This window comes from Planctomicrobium aquicomposti (genome assembly GCF_051466325.1).
Lineage (GTDB): Bacteria > Planctomycetota > Planctomycetia > Planctomycetales > Planctomycetaceae > Planctomicrobium.
In genome coordinates this window covers 5,027,346-5,043,861 of record NZ_CP195792.1, presented here as the reverse complement: position 1 = coordinate 5,043,861, position 16,516 = coordinate 5,027,346, and the positions used below count along the sequence as shown (strand labels likewise).

Below are 16,516 nucleotides of genomic sequence, written 5' to 3'. Positions count from 1 at the left end.
CCCTTGCTGCTCTTTCAAGGGGCGATGCCGCGGCGCGGGGCTCACCGCGCCGACGCATTCTCGACCGTTCGGGACGTCCCCTACGCCAGCGGCAGAATCTCGTTGATGCCGGAGAAGACCACGAGTTGATCGGCGGTCGGCTTGGCATCGGTGCGTGCGGCGGCATCACTGATGGTTGTCGTCGGAGCTGCAGCCAGAACAAGCTGCGTATCACTCACGATCTGGGTGACCATCGAGACATGGTTGCCGATCTGAATCCGCGAACCGACAGACAACTGCGTGGTGAAGGAGGTCCCTGTTCCGTTCACCATGGTGCTGTTGACATCTACATCCAGCACGCCGGTGATCGGTTGGGTGAAGCCGACATAATTCCGGACCGGAACAGTCCCCAGTGCCGAGCCGGAGGAGGAATACATCGAATTCAGGTTCATCGTTCCGAGCGCGGAGATGGCGTCGACGATGGTCATGCCGGTCCCGACCACTTCGCCGAAGACGGTGTAGGAGCCGGTATCGATCCCCGCGTTGTCAGTGACGTTGATGAACCACTGGCTGGTTCCGCCATCGATATTGTTGGCGGGCAGCGCCAGGGCGAGCTTGCCGCGCAGGTTGGAGTTGATGGGTGCGAACTCATTGACGACGGGCGCCTTGGGAGTCACCTGTTCGAGTTCGGTGCCGTCGAGAACAAACCCACCCCCTTGGATGACGGTCAGCCCTTCCGTTGATGTCTTTGTGGAGCGATGAATGATCGAGTTCACGTAATCGGTCAGATAGCTCTTGAAGTTGGCCACGGTCAGCGGCGCTTCCGTGTCATAGAGCTCGACCTGGAATTTGCCGAGCGATGTGACCATCTCGACAACCGAGCCGACGGCCCGATGGACGTTGACCTCTTTGGTGGTCGTTTCTCCATCCGTATTGGTCGCCTTGACCTTGATGACCTGTGCCCCCACATTGACGGGGATCTCGAAGGAGTATTTTCCATCCGCATCCGCCACGACTGAAACATCGTCGTACTGGCCATCGCTGTCGGAATCGACGGTGACGGTGGCTCCCGGTGAGGTCACCCCCGAGATTTCGATCTGCGAAAGACGCGTAATGGTCGTGCCTGTCCCGGCTGTGGTCTCTTCCGTGGAGGTCACCCCAGCGGTCAGGGAGAACGGTTCGGCGGTTTCCCCAATTGCCGTTCGCAGCGCGTCGGCGCGGGTCAGCAGTCCGGTGTTGGCTGCGTTCAGCTTCGAGTTGATCAGGCTGTCGGCAACAGTTCGCTTGCGGAAACTGCTGAGTACGCGGCCCCGCACGAATGTGGTTTCGCCGGAGAGATCAAAGGCATCCCGACGCCCCGCCATTCCCAGGATCACCGCCCGCTTTGAGAAGCGGGTGGTCCCTTCAGCGATAAAGGAATCGTTCCCTTTTTCCAGCAGAATCCGGGTCTGGCCTGACACCGTGGAATCCTCGAACATCACAAAGTCGTTCCCGGTTCCGGCCCACATTTCAAAGCGGCCTGCGACCGTGGATTCACGGACATGAACCGTATCGTCGCCGCTGGCGGTCCGCAGTTCGACAGAGCCCGAGAACTCGCACTCATCCAGCGAGATGCCATCAGACCCACCGCCGGTGGTGATCTGGGTTGAGCCGGCCACCTCAACTTTGAGCAGAGCCACCAGATCGGCTGCTCCACCGGTGTGAATGCGTGCGCGGCCTCCGATGGTCACCTCTTCGAGGCTGACGGAATCTGTTCCGGCGGAGGTCTGGATCGTCAGGTCCTTTTCCACGGTGACCGAATTGAGGCCGACGGTGGTATTTCCGACAGCATCTTCAATCAGCACGCTTCCTTTCACCGTCAGGTGGTCGCTGAGCACGAGCTTATCGTGGCCTGCGCCGAGGTCGGCGATCAGATCACCGGACAGTTGCGTCGCGCCGGTGACCGCAATGAAAGAGGCCTGGCCATTGATGGTCGTCCCGTCAAGACCGCTGACGACGACGTTTCCCCCTTTGACTTCGACCTGCACGGAGTTGTTGGAGAGATCACCTTTCAGTGTCAATGTGCCGTTTGTGACGGAGGCGAGCACGTTCCCCGCCAGCAGCACGCGCTCTTCACAGTGCTCGATGATCCAGGGAAGGAGTGCGGTACGGCGCCGGGCCTGTGGGCGGAAAGCGGTCGCTGAAGCCAGCAGTCGACGGATGCTCGCTGAGAATGTCATGCCCTGATCTCTTCATTAAATCGAGTGCACGCGGAAAGCCCGAAGCCGTACAGCAGTGGCAGCCGCTTATAATTACCCATTTTCACAATAGGTGTCTCATCGGCTGAAGTCCATCGCAGCAGCAGAATTTCTGGGGAGTGACGGGACGTAACTTCCGATGCGCAATGCAAATAATCGCTGCAACCGTTTCTGTCGTTATGTGCCCGACGCGCCAGACAAGGCAGTGCGGGGGAGACGGCGACCCGCGGCAGGAGGTAGTTTCACAACCCTTTGATGATGGTGTACAGGCAGGCTAAGTGAACGAAGCCTTCGAACAGTTCGGCGTAGTATTCCCAGCGAGTGATCAATCGGCGGCAGTTCTGCAGCCAACTGAAAGTGCGCTCAATTCGGTATCGGCGTTCGTATCGCCGCAATGCTCGACCGTCCTGCAGTCGAGGCTTGGTTCGTTTGTCTCGGTGCGGGCAGATCAGTTCGATGCCACGGGACAGAAGATGTTCCCTCAACCAGTCGGCATCGGCAGCTTTATCGTACAGCAGGCGACGCGGCTTGCCGTGTGGAGGGCATTGATCAATCAATGTTTGGATCGTGGTCACCTCGCTGTAATTGGCAGAGGTGGTATATGCCGAGAGTGGAATGCCTCGTCCATCAGTCAGGAGGAGGATGCGGGTTCCGTTGCCACGATGACAACGTCCCACGTCGTCACCCCTTTTTTTGCCCGTGAAAACGAGCCATCACCGATCGCTTCTTCCCAGTCGATGCCACGTCGCTGTAGCAGCTTGCTGAGCAATCGATCCCAGGCTGCACGAAAGACCCCGTTTCGAGTCCAGTCACGATGGCGTCGCCAACAGGTGACTGGTGAGGGGTATCGTTCTGGTAAATCTTTCCAACGGGCCCCTGTAATCAGTACCCACAGAACGCCTTCCAAGCACTCACGAGAAGATCGCCAAGGGCGTCCTCCACGCGGTCCCACCGGAAGATCAGGAAACAGATCCGCGATCAGAAACCATTGTGCATCAGAGAGAAAGGGCTTCGGGGCCGTCCTGGACCCTGTCCTGTTCGGCCGCCGTCTCGCGGGCCATTTCGACAGAGTAATGAGCATGAAAGACTCCTTTCACCCTGCTCATAAGCACATCCCTTGCCAATCCTGTTCAGTAATCTAAAGGTTGTGAAACTGGCTCAGGACACTCTCAGAAAAATCGGACTCCGCAGTTGACGCTTGTGTCGGCGATCTTCTATTTTTGGAAACAGTACTGAAGATAACTTGAGGCATCTTTTGAATCTTTCCCTCCGGACATCCATCGATCGTCGCAATCCGCTGATTAGCGGAATTTCGATTATTGCATGTCCGGGATCCGGGGATTGACCGTTTTTGTCACGATCACCCCCTCAGATCCCTGCTGATCTGAGGGGGTTTTTTTGTTGTTTTAGAGCAGGTCTCCGCGAAGATAGGCTTTCACGATGGAAATTCAGTTGTACGACACGACCCTGCGCGACGGCAGTCAGGGTGAAGGGGTCAACTTCTCTCTTCAGGACAAACTGCTCATTACCAAAAAGCTCGATGACATGGGCTTTGATTTCATCGAGGGGGGCTATCCCCTCTCCAATGAAAAGGATCTGGAGTACTTCACCCGGGTCCGCGATCTCGAATTGCAGCATGCACAGGTCTGTGCCTTTGGCATGACCCGCCGCAAGGGAGTCAGTGCCGATCAGGACATCGGTATGCTGGCGCTGCGGGACTCGCTTGCGCCGGTCTGCACGGTCGTGGGCAAAACGTGGGACCTGCATGTGCTTGAGGTCTTGCGAGTCGATCTCGAAGAGAATCTGGCGATGATCCGCGACTCGATCGCCTACCTGAAGGCCGAGGGTCGACGCGTCTTTTATGACGCCGAGCATTTCTTCGATGGCTTTGCCGCCAACCCCGACTATGCCCTGCGGACGTTCCTCGCTGCCCAGGAAGGGGGAGCGGAGCTCATCGTCTGTTGCGATACCAACGGCGGCAGTCTCCCCGAGCGGATCGTGGAGACACTCAAGGCGGTGCAGCGGGAAATCCGTGTTCCGCTCGGAATTCATTGTCATAACGACTGCGATATGGCGGTAGCCAACTCGCTGGCCGCCGTCGATATCGGAGCAGTGCAGGTGCAGGGAACGATCAACGGGATCGGGGAACGTTGCGGGAATGCCGACCTGATCAGCCTGGCAGCCAACCTGGCGCTCAAGAAAAAGGCCAAAGTGCTCCAGCACGGACAGGGGCTGGCCCACCTGACCGAGCTGTCACGTTATGTGTACGAACTGGCGAACATGAATTTCCGCTCCGGCCAGGCTTATGTCGGTCGGAGTGCCTTTGCCCACAAGGGAGGGATGCATGTGCATGCGGTCAACCGCATCGCCCACAGCTACGAGCACATCAATCCCGAGACGGTTGGGAACGAACGGCGGATTCTGGTCAGCGAGCTCTCGGGCCGGTCGAACATTGTGGCGAAGACCTCGAAGTACAATCTCGATCAGGATCCGCAGCTGATGGCGCAGATTCTCGCCCGGGTGCAGGAATTGGAGAACCTGGGTTACCAGTTCGAAGCGGCCGAGGCGTCGTTCGACCTGCTGGTGAAGAAAACGGCCGGCTCGTACGTCCCGAAGTTTCACCGCCTGCATTACCGGGTGAATGTGGAGACGACTTCGGAAGGCGTGCCGATGACGGAAGCGACCGTCAAGCTGAAGATGAACGGCGACGGCCCGATCCGTCATGAAGTGGCGGAGGGGGATGGTCCGGTCAATGCCCTCGACAATGCACTGCGGAAGGCGCTGAGTCCGCTGTTTCCTTCCCTGAACGGAATGCGGCTGGTCGACTACAAGGTGCGTGTCATCAATTCGGCCGGGGGGACCGCCGCCAGTGTGCGGGTGGTGATCGAAAGTGCCGACGAAAACGACGTCTGGAGCACGATCGGCGTCAGTGAAAACGTGATCGAAGCCAGCTGGCTGGCCCTGATGGACGCGATCGAATTCAAGCTCTTCAAGGATGACGGGGCGGTTTCGGCGTAGAATTCTGCCGGAGCGGGGAGAGCCCGGACCGCACAAAATCTGCCGGATTGGGCCGGTTCTCTCCCTCGAACCCCGGAATGTGCCATCTGCCGATTGAACTCTCGGGGGAAAATCTCTATGAACCAAGGGTCGCTCTGCAGAATTTTGAGCAATTTGACCAGCACTTTAAAAAGTCGAGTCCATGGCTGATTTTGATCTGATTGTGATCGGGGGAGGTCCCGGGGGATATATCGCTGCCATCCGGGCAGCTCAATTTGGCAAGACCGTCGCCATTATTGAGAAAGAAAAACAGCTCGGGGGAACCTGTCTGCGGGTCGGCTGCATTCCCAGCAAGGCGCTGCTCGAAACCAGCCATCTTTACGAACAGGCTCACACCACATTCTCCAAGCGGGGAATCAAGATCAGCGAAGTCTCGCTCGATCTGGCCGGCATGATGGATCACAAGACCAAGGTGGTCAGCACCATGGCGGGGGGTCTCGATGGCCTGATGAAGAAAAACAAGATCAAGCGATTTCTGGGGCACGCCCGCATCGTCAAGCCGGGTGAAGTGGCGATCGAAGGAGCCACCCCGGAAACAATTACCGGAACCAACATTCTGATCGCCACCGGCAGCCAGTCGGCCATTCCTCCGGGGATTCAGGTCGACGGGGAATACGTCGGCACCAGCACCGAAGCTCTCAGCTTCAGTGAAGTTCCCGAACACCTCGTCGTGATCGGCGCCGGCTACATCGGACTGGAAATGGGAACCGTCTGGCGCCGACTCGGTGCCAAGGTGACCGTTCTCGAATTCCTGGATCGCATTCTTCCGGGGATGGATGGCGAAACCGCCGCCGAGGCGATGAAGATCTTCAAAAAGCAGGGCTTCGAATTCCAGCTGAAGACGAAAGTCACCGGCGTCAAGATCGAAGGGAAGCAGTGCCACGTCCAGGTCGAAGGAGGGGGGGCCATCACCTGTAACAAGGTGCTCGTGGCGGTCGGTCGCAAGCCCAACACCGAAAACCTTGGCCTTGATGCAGTCGGTGTGGCGGTGGATCAGCGGGGCTTCATTAAGGTGGATGAGCATCTGCAGACCAGCGTTCCGGGAATCTTCGCCATCGGCGATGTGATCGGCGGAGCGATGCTCGCCCATAAGGCGGAAGAAGAAGGGGTCGCCTGTATCGAACAGCTATATTCCGGCTACGGTCACGTGAACTACGGGGCGATCCCCGGCGTGGTCTACACCGAACCGGAAATTGCCACGGTCGGCAAAACCGAAGAGCAGCTGAAAGAGGCGGGCGTGGAATACCGTAAAGGTTCCTTCCCGTTCGCAGCCAATGGACGTGCCCGCGCAGGGGGACATATCGACGGCAAGGTCAAGATGCTGGCCGACAAGAAAACCGACCGCATTCTGGGCGTGCACATCATCGGCCCGCATGCCGGCGAGCTGATCGCCGAAGCAGTGGCTGCAATTGAATTCGGCGCCACCAGCGAAGACATCGCCCGTTGCTGCCACGCTCACCCGACGTTGAGCGAAGCGGTGAAGGAAGCCGCACTGGCAGTCGATGGCCGGACACTGAATATGTAATCGTTGATGCTGTTCGACAGAACCTCACTCAGGCACAGCGGTCGCGGATCGCTGTGCCTGTTTTCATTGGAGCTTTCCACTTCCCTGAGCCCGAAGCGTCAGCGAGGTTCCCCAGAGAGCCTGCAGACTTACGCGATTCCATTCCACCTGCGCTGGTGAACATTTTCGAGACGCCACACGAGAGTGTTCGGGGTCGCGGGACAGGTCACCGGTGCAGCCCGATGTCCCGGCAGTTGTACACTCAGCAGTCGAACACTCGGCGGGTTGCCGCGAGGTCATTTCTCCAGCTGCAGCAGCGGCAGCAGCTTCCACAGAACGAGCGCCACGGGACCACCGTACAGCACGCTGTCGAGCAGATCGAGCAGCCCGCCGAACCCCGGCAGAAACTTTCCGGAGTCTTTGACGCCGACATCCCGCTTCAACAGTGATTCACATAAATCACCGAGTGCTCCGATGACCCCCAGCAGGGCTCCATAAAACAGGATCGCGGTGAGTTCTCCCGGTTGTGCCCCGGGGATCAGGTAGGGTGCGGCGAACCGGAACCACAGCCAGCTGCAGAGCGCCGCCACGACCACGGCTCCATAGCCCCCTTCCCAGGTCTTGCCGGGACTCAGCGCAGGGGCCATCTTCTTCCGGCCAAAGAGTCGACCGAACGTGTAAGCACCGATGTCTCCCCCCTTCACACAGACCAGCAGCGAACCGAGCGCGACATAGCCGGTCTGCGGGCCGGCGATCCACCGCAGCTGTGCGGTCAGTGCCAGCAGCAACCCGGCATAGCCGATAATGAATGTGGAGGCCCCCAGCGTTTCCACAATTCCACCGGGGGCGCGGAAACGAAGGGCTTCCGAAGCGCAGATCAACAGAAACGACAGCGCAAACGCGACCGTGATGGGGGTCAGGTCGAATGTCGTTCCCGGCAGTCGCCAGTGAATCAGCCAACCGGCCGCCACAATTACCGAGACACACAACGTCAGCAGCGGCAGCTGCAGACGGGGGAATCGTCCCCGAAACATGTCGACCAGTTCAATCGTGCTGCGCCAGGCGAGCAACATCGCCAGGCCGAGCAGATAATAGGCTTTGGTCCCGGCTTTCACGTCGAGATAAAAGATCCCGAACAGGAGCGGGATGATCAGGGCCGACAGGCCGAGTCGCCAGGCAAGCATGCGTCTTACTTCATCGGGCGGCGGCTTACGCCACCAGGAGAATCATACCGTCAGAAGTATGCGGGTAACCGCCGCTAAACGCAACGGGCCGACGCGCGACTGCCGCGATCATTTTCCTGATGAGGCTCCCTCCTCCGCATCGGTGGGCTGCAGTGAGTTTACCGGTCAGGTTCGTTCGGTCCGATCGGGCAGCGCGGTCACTGCTGCGGGAAGGGCTCCGGCAGGGTCAACATGTCACTGACGGGTGTGGGTGTTGCATGTTGACGCTCCTGGTAGCGGCGATTTGCATCGCAATACGCTGCATCGGTCCAGGGACCCTCGAGCAGGTGAATGCTGTTGACCCGCAGCGTCTGGCCGGTCCGGAAATAGAGGTCGGCGATGGCGACGTTGTATTCGCCGAGTGATGTGGTGAATGTCAGTTCTGCCTGAGCCAGCGCCTGGTGGGCCCGTACCAATGCATCGAGTGTGTAGCGCTCGGCGTTGGCTTCGTACTGCGCCTGCACCAGTTCCCGGCGTTGCCGCGCCGTGGTGAGGCGGTTGTAGGCGTTCTCCAGCATCATGTACGTGCGGGCAAGATCGCGGAACGCCGCCGCCACTTCGTGGCTGATTTCCTCTTCCTGCGTTCCCAGCATCGCCTGCGCCTTGGCGAGTCGCAGCTCCGTCGTGCGGACCTGTGCAAAGGCATACCGTCGTCCAAGTGGAACCGAGAATTCCAGTCCCAGATTCCAGCCGGTCTGCTTTCCACTGAAGAGATCTTCGTACGCACTGGAAAACTGTCCGCTCGGAGTTCCGTTCCCTTGATCGAGCAGGTCGTCGCCAAAACCGTTCATCTGCGCGTTGGAGACAAAGTCGAGCCGTGGACGGGTGAGGTTCTGAGCCGCTTTCAGCTGCAGTTCGAGGCTGCGGATATTCCATTTCTGCCGACGAATCTCCGGGCGGAGTGAAAAGGCACTGGCCAGCGAGGTGGACCAGTCGGGGATGAATTCGGCTGTCACCGGTTCATCAAGAGGACGAATCACCCGCCCATCGTTGACGGGGAGTCCCAGCATCAGTCGCAGCTGGGCTTCTGCTGCATAAATTCCATCGCGGGCAACTTCTGTGCGTCCCTGCGCCTCAAGGTAGATATCGCGGAGTTCGGCCTCATGGGCTCCCCCTTCGCCGGTGTCGGCCAGCAGCTGCGAATCGACCTTGCGCCACGAAATCAGGGCTTCGTCCCGCGACTGCACCAGCACTGCATAGGTTTTGTATGTGGAATGCAGCTGCCAGTAGCTGACTTCGACATCGTGAACCATCTGTTGCACCGAGCGTTCGAAATCGGCGAGTGCGATATCGTTATTGATGCGGGCGATGATCACCCCTTGTTGCACGCCGGTGATTCCCTGAATGTTGTCGGAGACCGGTCCGGCGATGCGCGTGAACTCGACCCCCGCTCCGGCCAGCAACGGCTGGCGGTACTGCATCTGCAGCGTTCCCTGATAAACAGACGGAAACAACTGCGGCGGGGTTCCGACGTTCTGGCCCATGTAATTCCAGCTCTGGCTGACGGAGATAATGCCCCCCGTGGCCAGCGATTTCTGCAGCGAAGTATTAAAGACCCCCGTTTCCTGCAGCAACGTGTCCCCTGCGGGCAACCCCGTTGACAGAGTGTTGTTCTGAACGGTTTCATTCCGCCCAAACAGCATCTGGGTTGTGAACTGGGTGTCGAAGTCGGAGAGGGCAGCCTCCACCCCTCGTTGCCCGAACAGCACCCCGGTTTCCTGAATCGCAGGATCGTAGACGGTCGGTGCGTAATCCGGGTTCGACAACACCGGATTTCCGGGGCTGAGGAACTGACCGGCGTTGCGAATGACGGTGCTGTTGGTCAGTGCCAGCTGAATGCACTCCGCCAGCGTCAGATCCCAGATTTCTTCGTGCTCTGTCTGCCGTAATGTTCGTGGCAGTACGGCAAAGCTGACATCCGAACCGGGAGGCTGGTCGACGTCGACATAGTTGATCCGCTCGACATGCGAAATGTAGTCGGCGGGTCGCTTGTCCGTGAGATATTGGATTCGGCCATGCGGTGGCCGGCACCCGCTGGACTGCACAAGAAAACAGATACACAGCAGCAGCGTCAGGCCGCGGCGAAGTGCCGGCGCAGAATCCGCAGATTGCTGACGCAAATTCATTGTGATCCAATGCCCTGTCAGGGGGCCGTCGTCGGATGCGGAACCCGCCCCGCCATCCGGCGCCAAAATTTCTACCCGGTCAAGTCGGCTGCTGCTGCCCCGAAAAGACGCGCGGATGCAATCTCTTCAACGGCCGGCGACTCGTGTTCGGAATCCGCACGTCGGCTTCTTCCGAATTCACCCTCTGCAGGACATATTTCGGACGAGTTTCCCCGACAGTTCAAATCATCACATTCGATTCAGCGAGAATAAGCGGGCGCCGTTCTGTGAGCGGTAACGGCTTCCCAGAGTTCCCAGTTTCAACTGGTAGATCCCTAAGGAATCTCGTTTTTTGCTGCAGCGAGTCAGGGCGAGAACGAACAGACGCAGGAGTCGCTTCGAATCCGAATGATCCGCAAGCGAAGGAATGCCCCCGAATGGCAGAATCGGCCGGAAGCAGGTGGCTGCGTTGATCACAGACGGAAGTGAAACGTCTGCCGGAACCACCGCCGTAGCCAGTCATAAAGCGTACGGGTCTCGACGATGAAGCGGGCCCGGCCTCGCAGCCCCAGTCGCAGTTCCCCCGGATCCTCGTCGAAATCGACATCGGCCTGATACACACCGCTGGCCAGCTTTTCGCGTCCCTGCGGGTCAGTCACCGTCGCCAGCGGTCCTCCATACTTGTTCGACAGGGCGGGGGGGGCGATCTCCAGCTCGCGGTCCGAGAACGCGGTGATGGTGCCGTTCAGGACCCGGTGCGGAGCATAATCCAGCTTCATCCGGACCTTTTCACCCAGCCGGATGTCATGTCGGTCCGCCTGATTGATGAGCAGCACCGCATGGAATTTCTCCGTCGGCGCGATGCTGCAGATCTGCGTGCGCGGTTCGAGCAATGCTCCCCAGTTCTCTTCATCAAGAGGAGTACCGTGCCAGCTCGGCAGCCGCTCTTTGAGGAGTGTCGGCTTCGCGACATCGACCCGGGGCGCCGCGACGACGCGACCGGCGACTGGAGCCTGAATCGTCAGATGCCGGCGTTGCTCATTCAGGTCGGCCAATTGATCGGCGAGGCTCGCCAACCGCTGTTCCGCCAGGTTCTTGCCGTCCAGATCCTTCAGCTGCCGGTAAATGTCGGGTTCGAGCTGCTGCACACGTTGCTCATCGAGCAGGCGGTCCCGCTTGTCGTCGAGTTCCGGCAGTGTGAGGGTGGCGATGTTTGCCCCCGCCTCGACCTCGTCCCCCGGTCGGACATGCACCTGAGTGATCATCCCCGGCACGAGGTTGTAGACGTTCTGCACGCCCACCGGCTCGACGTAGAACGCCGCCTCTTCGTACCAGGGCACCCGAATCATCAGCACGCCGCCGATGACCCCTGCCAGCAGTATCATCGTGCCGATGATTTTGACGCGGCTGAGGGGATCGTTACGAGGCATGGAGAGCATCCGGAACAGGTTCCAGAACAGACCGATGAAGACTCCGGCCAGCGAACCGATGGCCATCATCACCCCTAGGCTTTGCAGCCGATAGGGCTTCAGAACCGTATACAAAAAAAAGGTCACCGCAAACAGCACCACCCAGCGATAAATCGCCGAAGCGATGACAAACGTGATGAACCAGAACTTCCCCGAGGTCGGCATGAAGGGGTCCGGTGGCGATTCGATTCCCAGTGCCCACCATTTGAAAGCCTCCTGCATCAGCTTGCTCGCCTTCGGCCGAAGATTCGGGATCTCCAGAAAATCGGAAAGCATGTAATAGCCGTCATAGCGCAGCAACGGGTTCAGATTGAAAATCACCGTCGTCACGGTCGAAACAAAGAAGACATTCAGCGCCAGGTGATTCAGCAGGCCCGGCTGGGTGTTGTACCAGGTGAAAATTGCCACCGCGGCCAGAATCATTTCGACGTACATGCCGGCGGCGCCGATCATGATCCGCTGCCATTTGTTCTTCAGCATCCACGAATCGGTGACATCGCAATAGAGTGTCGGACTGAAGACCAGCAGCATCACCCCCATGGAGTGGCATTCGCGGCCGTAATGTTTGCAGGAGAGTCCGTGCCCGAACTCATGGATTGTTTTGGCGCCCGCCAGCGTCAGCCAGAGATACATCAGGTTCGGCCAGCTGAAGAACTGCTGGAATTCCGGCAGGCGCTGACGGACTTCGTCGAACCGGATCGCAATGAACAACCACGACAGCGCAATCACTCCGAGCATGCAGCAGATCGCCGGCAGGTCGAACAGCCAGCCGAACCACGGATCGAGCCGGGTCAGCGTCCGATCGGGATCCCATCCCGGCAGCTTCATGTACAGCGGGTTCATCGCGACTTCGCGAATCTTCTTCAGCCGGGCCTCGTGCTGTTTCTTTAATGCGGTTTCGCCCTGACCGGCGCGCTCGCTGATCAGCAGACCTTTCTCGTGCAGGTCGGTAATCAGCGACTGGACATCGACCGGAGTGATGTGCACCGTCGGGAACCTGGCCTGCAGACCATCACGGAGTTCTTCGAGGCTGCGCTGACCGTTCAGCAGATTCAAGATTTCGTACTGTTCAGGCTGCAGCCGGTAATACTTCAGCGCGACCGGGTCTTTGATGACCGGAAATGGGATGTCGCGGTAGTAAATCTCTTCCACCACGAGGTCATTTCGCCTGCGCAGCGGAACAGGCCGCTGGGAAGAGGGGCGAAGTGCGGTGGAGGGTGTCTGGATCTGCATCAGCGCTAACGACGTTGAGCCCCGGTCCTGGGGAAGGAGCGGGGTGTTTCAGAAACTAACCTTGCTGGTCCACCTGACCTGAGCTGCTCGGATTCCGAGAGCCACAACACGATGCTTCATTCTCGACTGTCGACTTCACTTGTTCCCGTTGCGGCTCTGAATCCTTGAGCAGTCCGTCCCTGCCTGGGGGCAAGTGCACCCTCCAGTCCATGAAACGCTGCCTGTGTGGAGACTGGAAAGTGGAGTCGACTCTAACGTGTCAGAGCGGGAGCAGTGAGTGCCGACCTGTCCTCTTTGGCCGCCGTGTCAATTGTCATGGTCCCTTTCAGTCCTTCCCGCAGCAGGCCTTCCGAGTTGTCAATCTCCGCCCAGACCCGAATCACTTTCCCCAGCGGCTGAATCGACACATCGATGAACCCCAGTTTTCCGCCGAATTTTTTCTGCTTCAGCTCTGTCGCCGAGTCGGGAACGTCGAGCGTCACGGTGACCGGTTGCCCCACTTTCAGCTGAAACACGTCGACATCATTGACGTACCCTTCTACCCGCAGCCGATCGGTATTCACGACCTGCAGCACCGGCTCCCCCTGCTGCACGCCTTCTCCCGGACGCTTGTAAGCATGTGTCACCATGCCGCCGATTCCGGAGTGAATCCGAAAGGTCGCCAGTTCCGCGGCAGCCTGATCCCGCATCAGCTCGTTGACTCGTTTTTCGGTCTTTGCCTGCTCGATTTTCAGGTCTGCTGCCTCGGCATTGAGCTGCAGCTTCTGCACCTGAATCAGCGGGAAGGCGGGGCTGTTGGCGGGTGATTTACGGTTGGCATCACGTGCGGCTTCGGCCTCGACCCGGGCCGCCTCGGCGGCTTTGACTGCGGCATGAATATCGGCATCGCTCTCCGCTTTGGCGGTGGCAACCGCCAGCTGCGCCACCGGCACTTCATCTTTGAGACGGATGACGATTTCCTGAGGTTTGACGGTTTCCCCCTCTTCCCGCACGGTCAGCAGCACACCGGTCCGATCGGTCGAAAACGTGACCTTCTCGACGAACGAGGTCATGCAGTCTTCGACTGTGATCTCCTCTGCCGAGGCACCTCTGTGGGAGAACACCCCCAATAGACACAGTCCGCAAACAATCCGATGCAGTTTACGCAGAATACCGGACATGACACTTTCTCGTTCGAGCAGGTGACGCTTGGCAGTTCCCGCGCAGCGCGCGTTCCGGTTGATCAACAACACCTCTCCGCGCCGCGAGAAGGGAAGTCCCGGCGCGTGATATCGCTCACTGCAGGGGGAAAATCCCCGATTGCCTTCCCGCTGGCAAGTGCGAATCTCCGATTCGTTTCCACAGCTACTAAAAAAGTTGCCCAATTCGCTGCTCGGGCATTTTCATTTCTGATATACCCGTTCTCCCCCGCGGAGGGGGGCAGCACTTCCATGAAACCAGAGGCTCCGCGGGCGCTGACTGGAGCAACCTGCTCCGGTGCATTTTGATTGATGAACAGCCCGCTCGCGCCGCGCGAAGTTGTGCAGTTTATCAATCGAAACGCCCGCCGCACGGGCACCGGAAAGAGCAACCTGCTCTAATAGGCCCCGGCTTGTCGGCAACGTCAGCCCGTTCCACGACATCATAGAATAACGAACCAGGGTTATGTCCGGCGACTCACTCCCTTCATCGCGCGTCGACCAGCTCCGGAAACGCTGTGAAGCGTTGCTGGATGAATCCCTGACTCTGGAAGCGTTCGCCCGCGATCTGATTCTGGCGGTCGTCGAACAGGAACGTCTGGCTGCAGCAGCGATCGTCGAGTTCCAGTCCGCGCAGGAGATGCGGATGCTGGCGGGGGCCAAGCTCGAAACGCTGGCTGTGGACGGGTTCTATCACATCGATCCCGACCACGTTTCGCTCCTGATGCAAACCCTGCGGCAGCAGAAGACCGTGGCCATTACGGATCGCTCAGTCCCGGAAGCGGGACTCAAACCGCACAGCATCATCATTGCTCCTGTTCCCACCAAGCAGGCGCCGATCCGGCTGTTCGAACTTTTTACGTTCAACGTGCCGACGCCGGAACGCATTGCCCAGCTCAAAGAGACGGCCGATACGCTGGTGGCGTATTTCAATCGCTTTCTGCAGGAGCAGGCAAACCAGCAGGTCGCCGCTCCCGCCTCAGAGTTCTGGAAAAAGTTTGACGCGTTTCTGCTGAAGCTCCAGCAGACACTCGATCTGAAGCGGACGATCGCCGTCGCCGTGAACGATGGCCGGCTGCTGATCGGCTGCGATCGGCTCAGCATCGCCCTCAAACATGGACGGCGGACCAAGATTTACGGCGTCAGCGGGCAGGATGGCGTCCAGCAGCGGGCCAATCTGGTGCAGCTGATGTCGCGCCTGGCCGATGCTGCCATCAGGCTCGGGAATACGGTCACTTATCGCGGTACCATCGAAGATCTGCCGTTGCCGCTGGAGGAACCGCTCGCCAATTATCTGGCCGAGAGCCGCACCCGCATGGTGCAGCTGGTCCCGCTACGACAACCCGCGCCGTTCATGCCCGATGAACAGCAGGAGGAGAACCGGCGGTCTCGCCCCGAGCGCAAGATTATCGGCTGTCTGATCGTGGAACAGGCGACCGAGGCCCGCCCCAAGCAGACCGTGCTGGAGCGGACTCAGCTGCTCACCGAGCATATCGAAACTGCCATCGACAACTGCGAACGATATGAATCGATCTTTCTGCTCCCGGTGTGGCGGGCACTCGGCCGGGGAGTCCGCTGGTTCAAAGGCCGCCGCCTCTGGATTGCGGGAGCGATCCTTGCCGGGACAACCGCGCTGGGTCTGGCGCTGGCCTTTGTCCCCTGGGAATATCGGGTCGAAGGGAAGGGGCAGGCGATGCCTGTTCGTCAGCACGAAGTCTTTGCCCCCTGGGATGGGGATGTTCGAGAAATCCTGGTTGACAGCGGTCAGCAGGTCAAAGCGGGAGAGCCGCTGATCACGCTCGAAAGTGACGAGCTCGATGCGGAACGGGTCGCCACCGAAAGCGAAATTCTGGAAAAGCGAAAGCTCATTTCGTCGTTAATGAATCAGGAGCACGCCGTTCAGCGAGGGACCAAGCCTGAAGACCTGGCCCGGATTCGGGGTGAGCTGGCGAAGTCCAAGGTCGAGCTCGAAAGTGCGGAGGCCAAACTCCGCAAGCTGCAGAGCCGTCTGGAAAAGCTGATCGTCCGGGCTCCGGCGGACGGTGTGGTGGCGACCTTCCAGCTGAAGCAACTCTTACAGAATCGGCCTGTCCGTCGAGGCGAAGTGCTGCTGGAAGTCATGCAGCCCGAGGGACCCTGGCGGCTGGAGCTCGAAGTTCCCGAGTACCGCATGGGGCATGTGATGACTGCGATGCGGAAGTCAGCCGATGGCAAGTTGCCGGTGGAGTACGTGCTGGCCACATCGGTTGAGACGAGCCATCGCGGCGAGCTCACGAACATTGCCACGCGGTCGAACCAATCCGAGAAAGAGGGGACGATTTTCGAGTGCTACGCGGACATCGATCCCGCGGATCTGCCCAACAGAAACATCGGAGCGGAAGTCATCGCCAAGATTGAGTGCGGCAAGAAGAGTCTGTTCTATGTCCTCTTCGGGGACGTGGTGGAATTTCTGCAGCAGCGGCTCTGGTTCTGAGGCTGTGCCGCCTGCCCGCCGGCATTGCAGGAGGCCGACAGTCGACAGGCCAACATTG

9 protein-coding genes and 1 pseudogene are annotated in these 16,516 nt (G+C 59.3%); 3 read left to right on the top strand and 7 right to left on the bottom strand.

Annotated elements, in window-relative coordinates; genetic code table 11:
• Positions 1-80 precede the first annotated feature (80 nt).
• From SH664x_RS19485 to SH664x_RS19475, 3 genes and pseudogenes are all read right to left on the bottom strand, one after another.
• The gene (locus tag SH664x_RS19485) at positions 81-2,198 is read right to left on the bottom strand and encodes a peptidylprolyl isomerase (RefSeq protein ID WP_437203709.1); all 2,118 of its coding nucleotides are present in this window, start codon (positions 2,196-2,198) and stop codon (positions 81-83) included.
• A gap of 260 nt (positions 2,199-2,458) precedes the next feature.
• Positions 2,459-2,902 (bottom strand): annotated as a pseudogene (locus SH664x_RS19480) (IS5 family transposase); the annotation flags it as partial.
• The gene (locus SH664x_RS19475; RefSeq protein ID WP_437203707.1) at positions 2,848-3,168 is read right to left on the bottom strand and encodes a transposase; all 321 of its coding nucleotides are present in this window, start codon (positions 3,166-3,168) and stop codon (positions 2,848-2,850) included. The pseudogene SH664x_RS19480 and the gene SH664x_RS19475, both read right to left, overlap by 55 nt.
• A 488-nt stretch (positions 3,169-3,656) precedes the next feature.
• Here SH664x_RS19475 and cimA point away from each other — a divergent pair, with 488 nt between their 5' ends.
• Together cimA and lpdA are read left to right on the top strand one after the other, a co-directional pair.
• A complete protein-coding gene (gene cimA / locus SH664x_RS19470; RefSeq protein WP_437203705.1) occupies positions 3,657-5,234 on the top strand; it encodes a citramalate synthase in 1,578 nt (525 codons plus the stop codon).
• Between the two features lie 181 nt (positions 5,235-5,415).
• Positions 5,416-6,798: a dihydrolipoyl dehydrogenase gene (gene lpdA / locus SH664x_RS19465; protein WP_437203704.1), complete on the top strand. Its 1,383-nt coding sequence runs from the start codon at positions 5,416-5,418 to the stop codon at positions 6,796-6,798.
• A gap of 275 nt (positions 6,799-7,073) precedes the next feature.
• Here lpdA and SH664x_RS19460 read toward each other — a convergent pair whose 3' ends face one another.
• From SH664x_RS19460 to SH664x_RS19445, 4 genes are all read right to left on the bottom strand, one after another.
• Entirely contained in the window at positions 7,074-7,961 is an 888-nt protein-coding gene (locus SH664x_RS19460) for a phosphatidate cytidylyltransferase (RefSeq protein WP_437203702.1), read from the bottom strand.
• A 197-nt stretch (positions 7,962-8,158) separates the two neighbouring features.
• A complete protein-coding gene (locus SH664x_RS19455; protein WP_437203701.1) occupies positions 8,159-10,126 on the bottom strand; it encodes a TolC family protein in 1,968 nt (655 codons plus the stop codon).
• Between the two features lie 452 nt (positions 10,127-10,578).
• Complete coding sequence (locus SH664x_RS19450) at positions 10,579-12,807, bottom strand: hypothetical protein (RefSeq protein WP_437203699.1); 2,229 nt, start codon at positions 12,805-12,807, stop codon at positions 10,579-10,581.
• A gap of 251 nt (positions 12,808-13,058) precedes the next feature.
• The gene (locus SH664x_RS19445; RefSeq protein WP_437203698.1) at positions 13,059-13,859 is read right to left on the bottom strand and encodes an efflux RND transporter periplasmic adaptor subunit; all 801 of its coding nucleotides are present in this window, start codon (positions 13,857-13,859) and stop codon (positions 13,059-13,061) included.
• Positions 13,860-14,451: 592 nt separating this feature from the next.
• Here SH664x_RS19445 and SH664x_RS19440 point away from each other — a divergent pair.
• Positions 14,452-16,458 (top strand): efflux RND transporter periplasmic adaptor subunit, encoded by a 2,007-nt coding sequence (locus SH664x_RS19440; RefSeq protein ID WP_437203696.1) that lies wholly within the window; start codon positions 14,452-14,454, stop codon positions 16,456-16,458.
• Positions 16,459-16,516: the final 58 nt, after the last annotated feature.

Coding starts and splice junctions, on each gene's coding strand:
- SH664x_RS19485 (WP_437203709.1), bottom strand. CDS start 2,198: ATGACATTCTCAGCGAGCATCCGTCGACTGCTGGCTTCAGCGACCGCT.
- cimA (WP_437203705.1), top strand. CDS start 3,657: ATGGAAATTCAGTTGTACGACACGACCCTGCGCGACGGCAGTCAGGGT.
- lpdA (WP_437203704.1), top strand. CDS start 5,416: ATGGCTGATTTTGATCTGATTGTGATCGGGGGAGGTCCCGGGGGATAT.
- SH664x_RS19460 (WP_437203702.1), bottom strand. CDS start 7,961: ATGCTTGCCTGGCGACTCGGCCTGTCGGCCCTGATCATCCCGCTCCTG.
- SH664x_RS19455 (WP_437203701.1), bottom strand. CDS start 10,126: ATGAATTTGCGTCAGCAATCTGCGGATTCTGCGCCGGCACTTCGCCGC.
- SH664x_RS19450 (WP_437203699.1), bottom strand. CDS start 12,807: ATGCAGATCCAGACACCCTCCACCGCACTTCGCCCCTCTTCCCAGCGG.
- SH664x_RS19445 (WP_437203698.1), bottom strand. CDS start 13,859: ATGACCTCGTTCGTCGAGAAGGTCACGTTTTCGACCGATCGGACCGGT.
- SH664x_RS19440 (WP_437203696.1), top strand. CDS start 14,452: ATGTCCGGCGACTCACTCCCTTCATCGCGCGTCGACCAGCTCCGGAAA.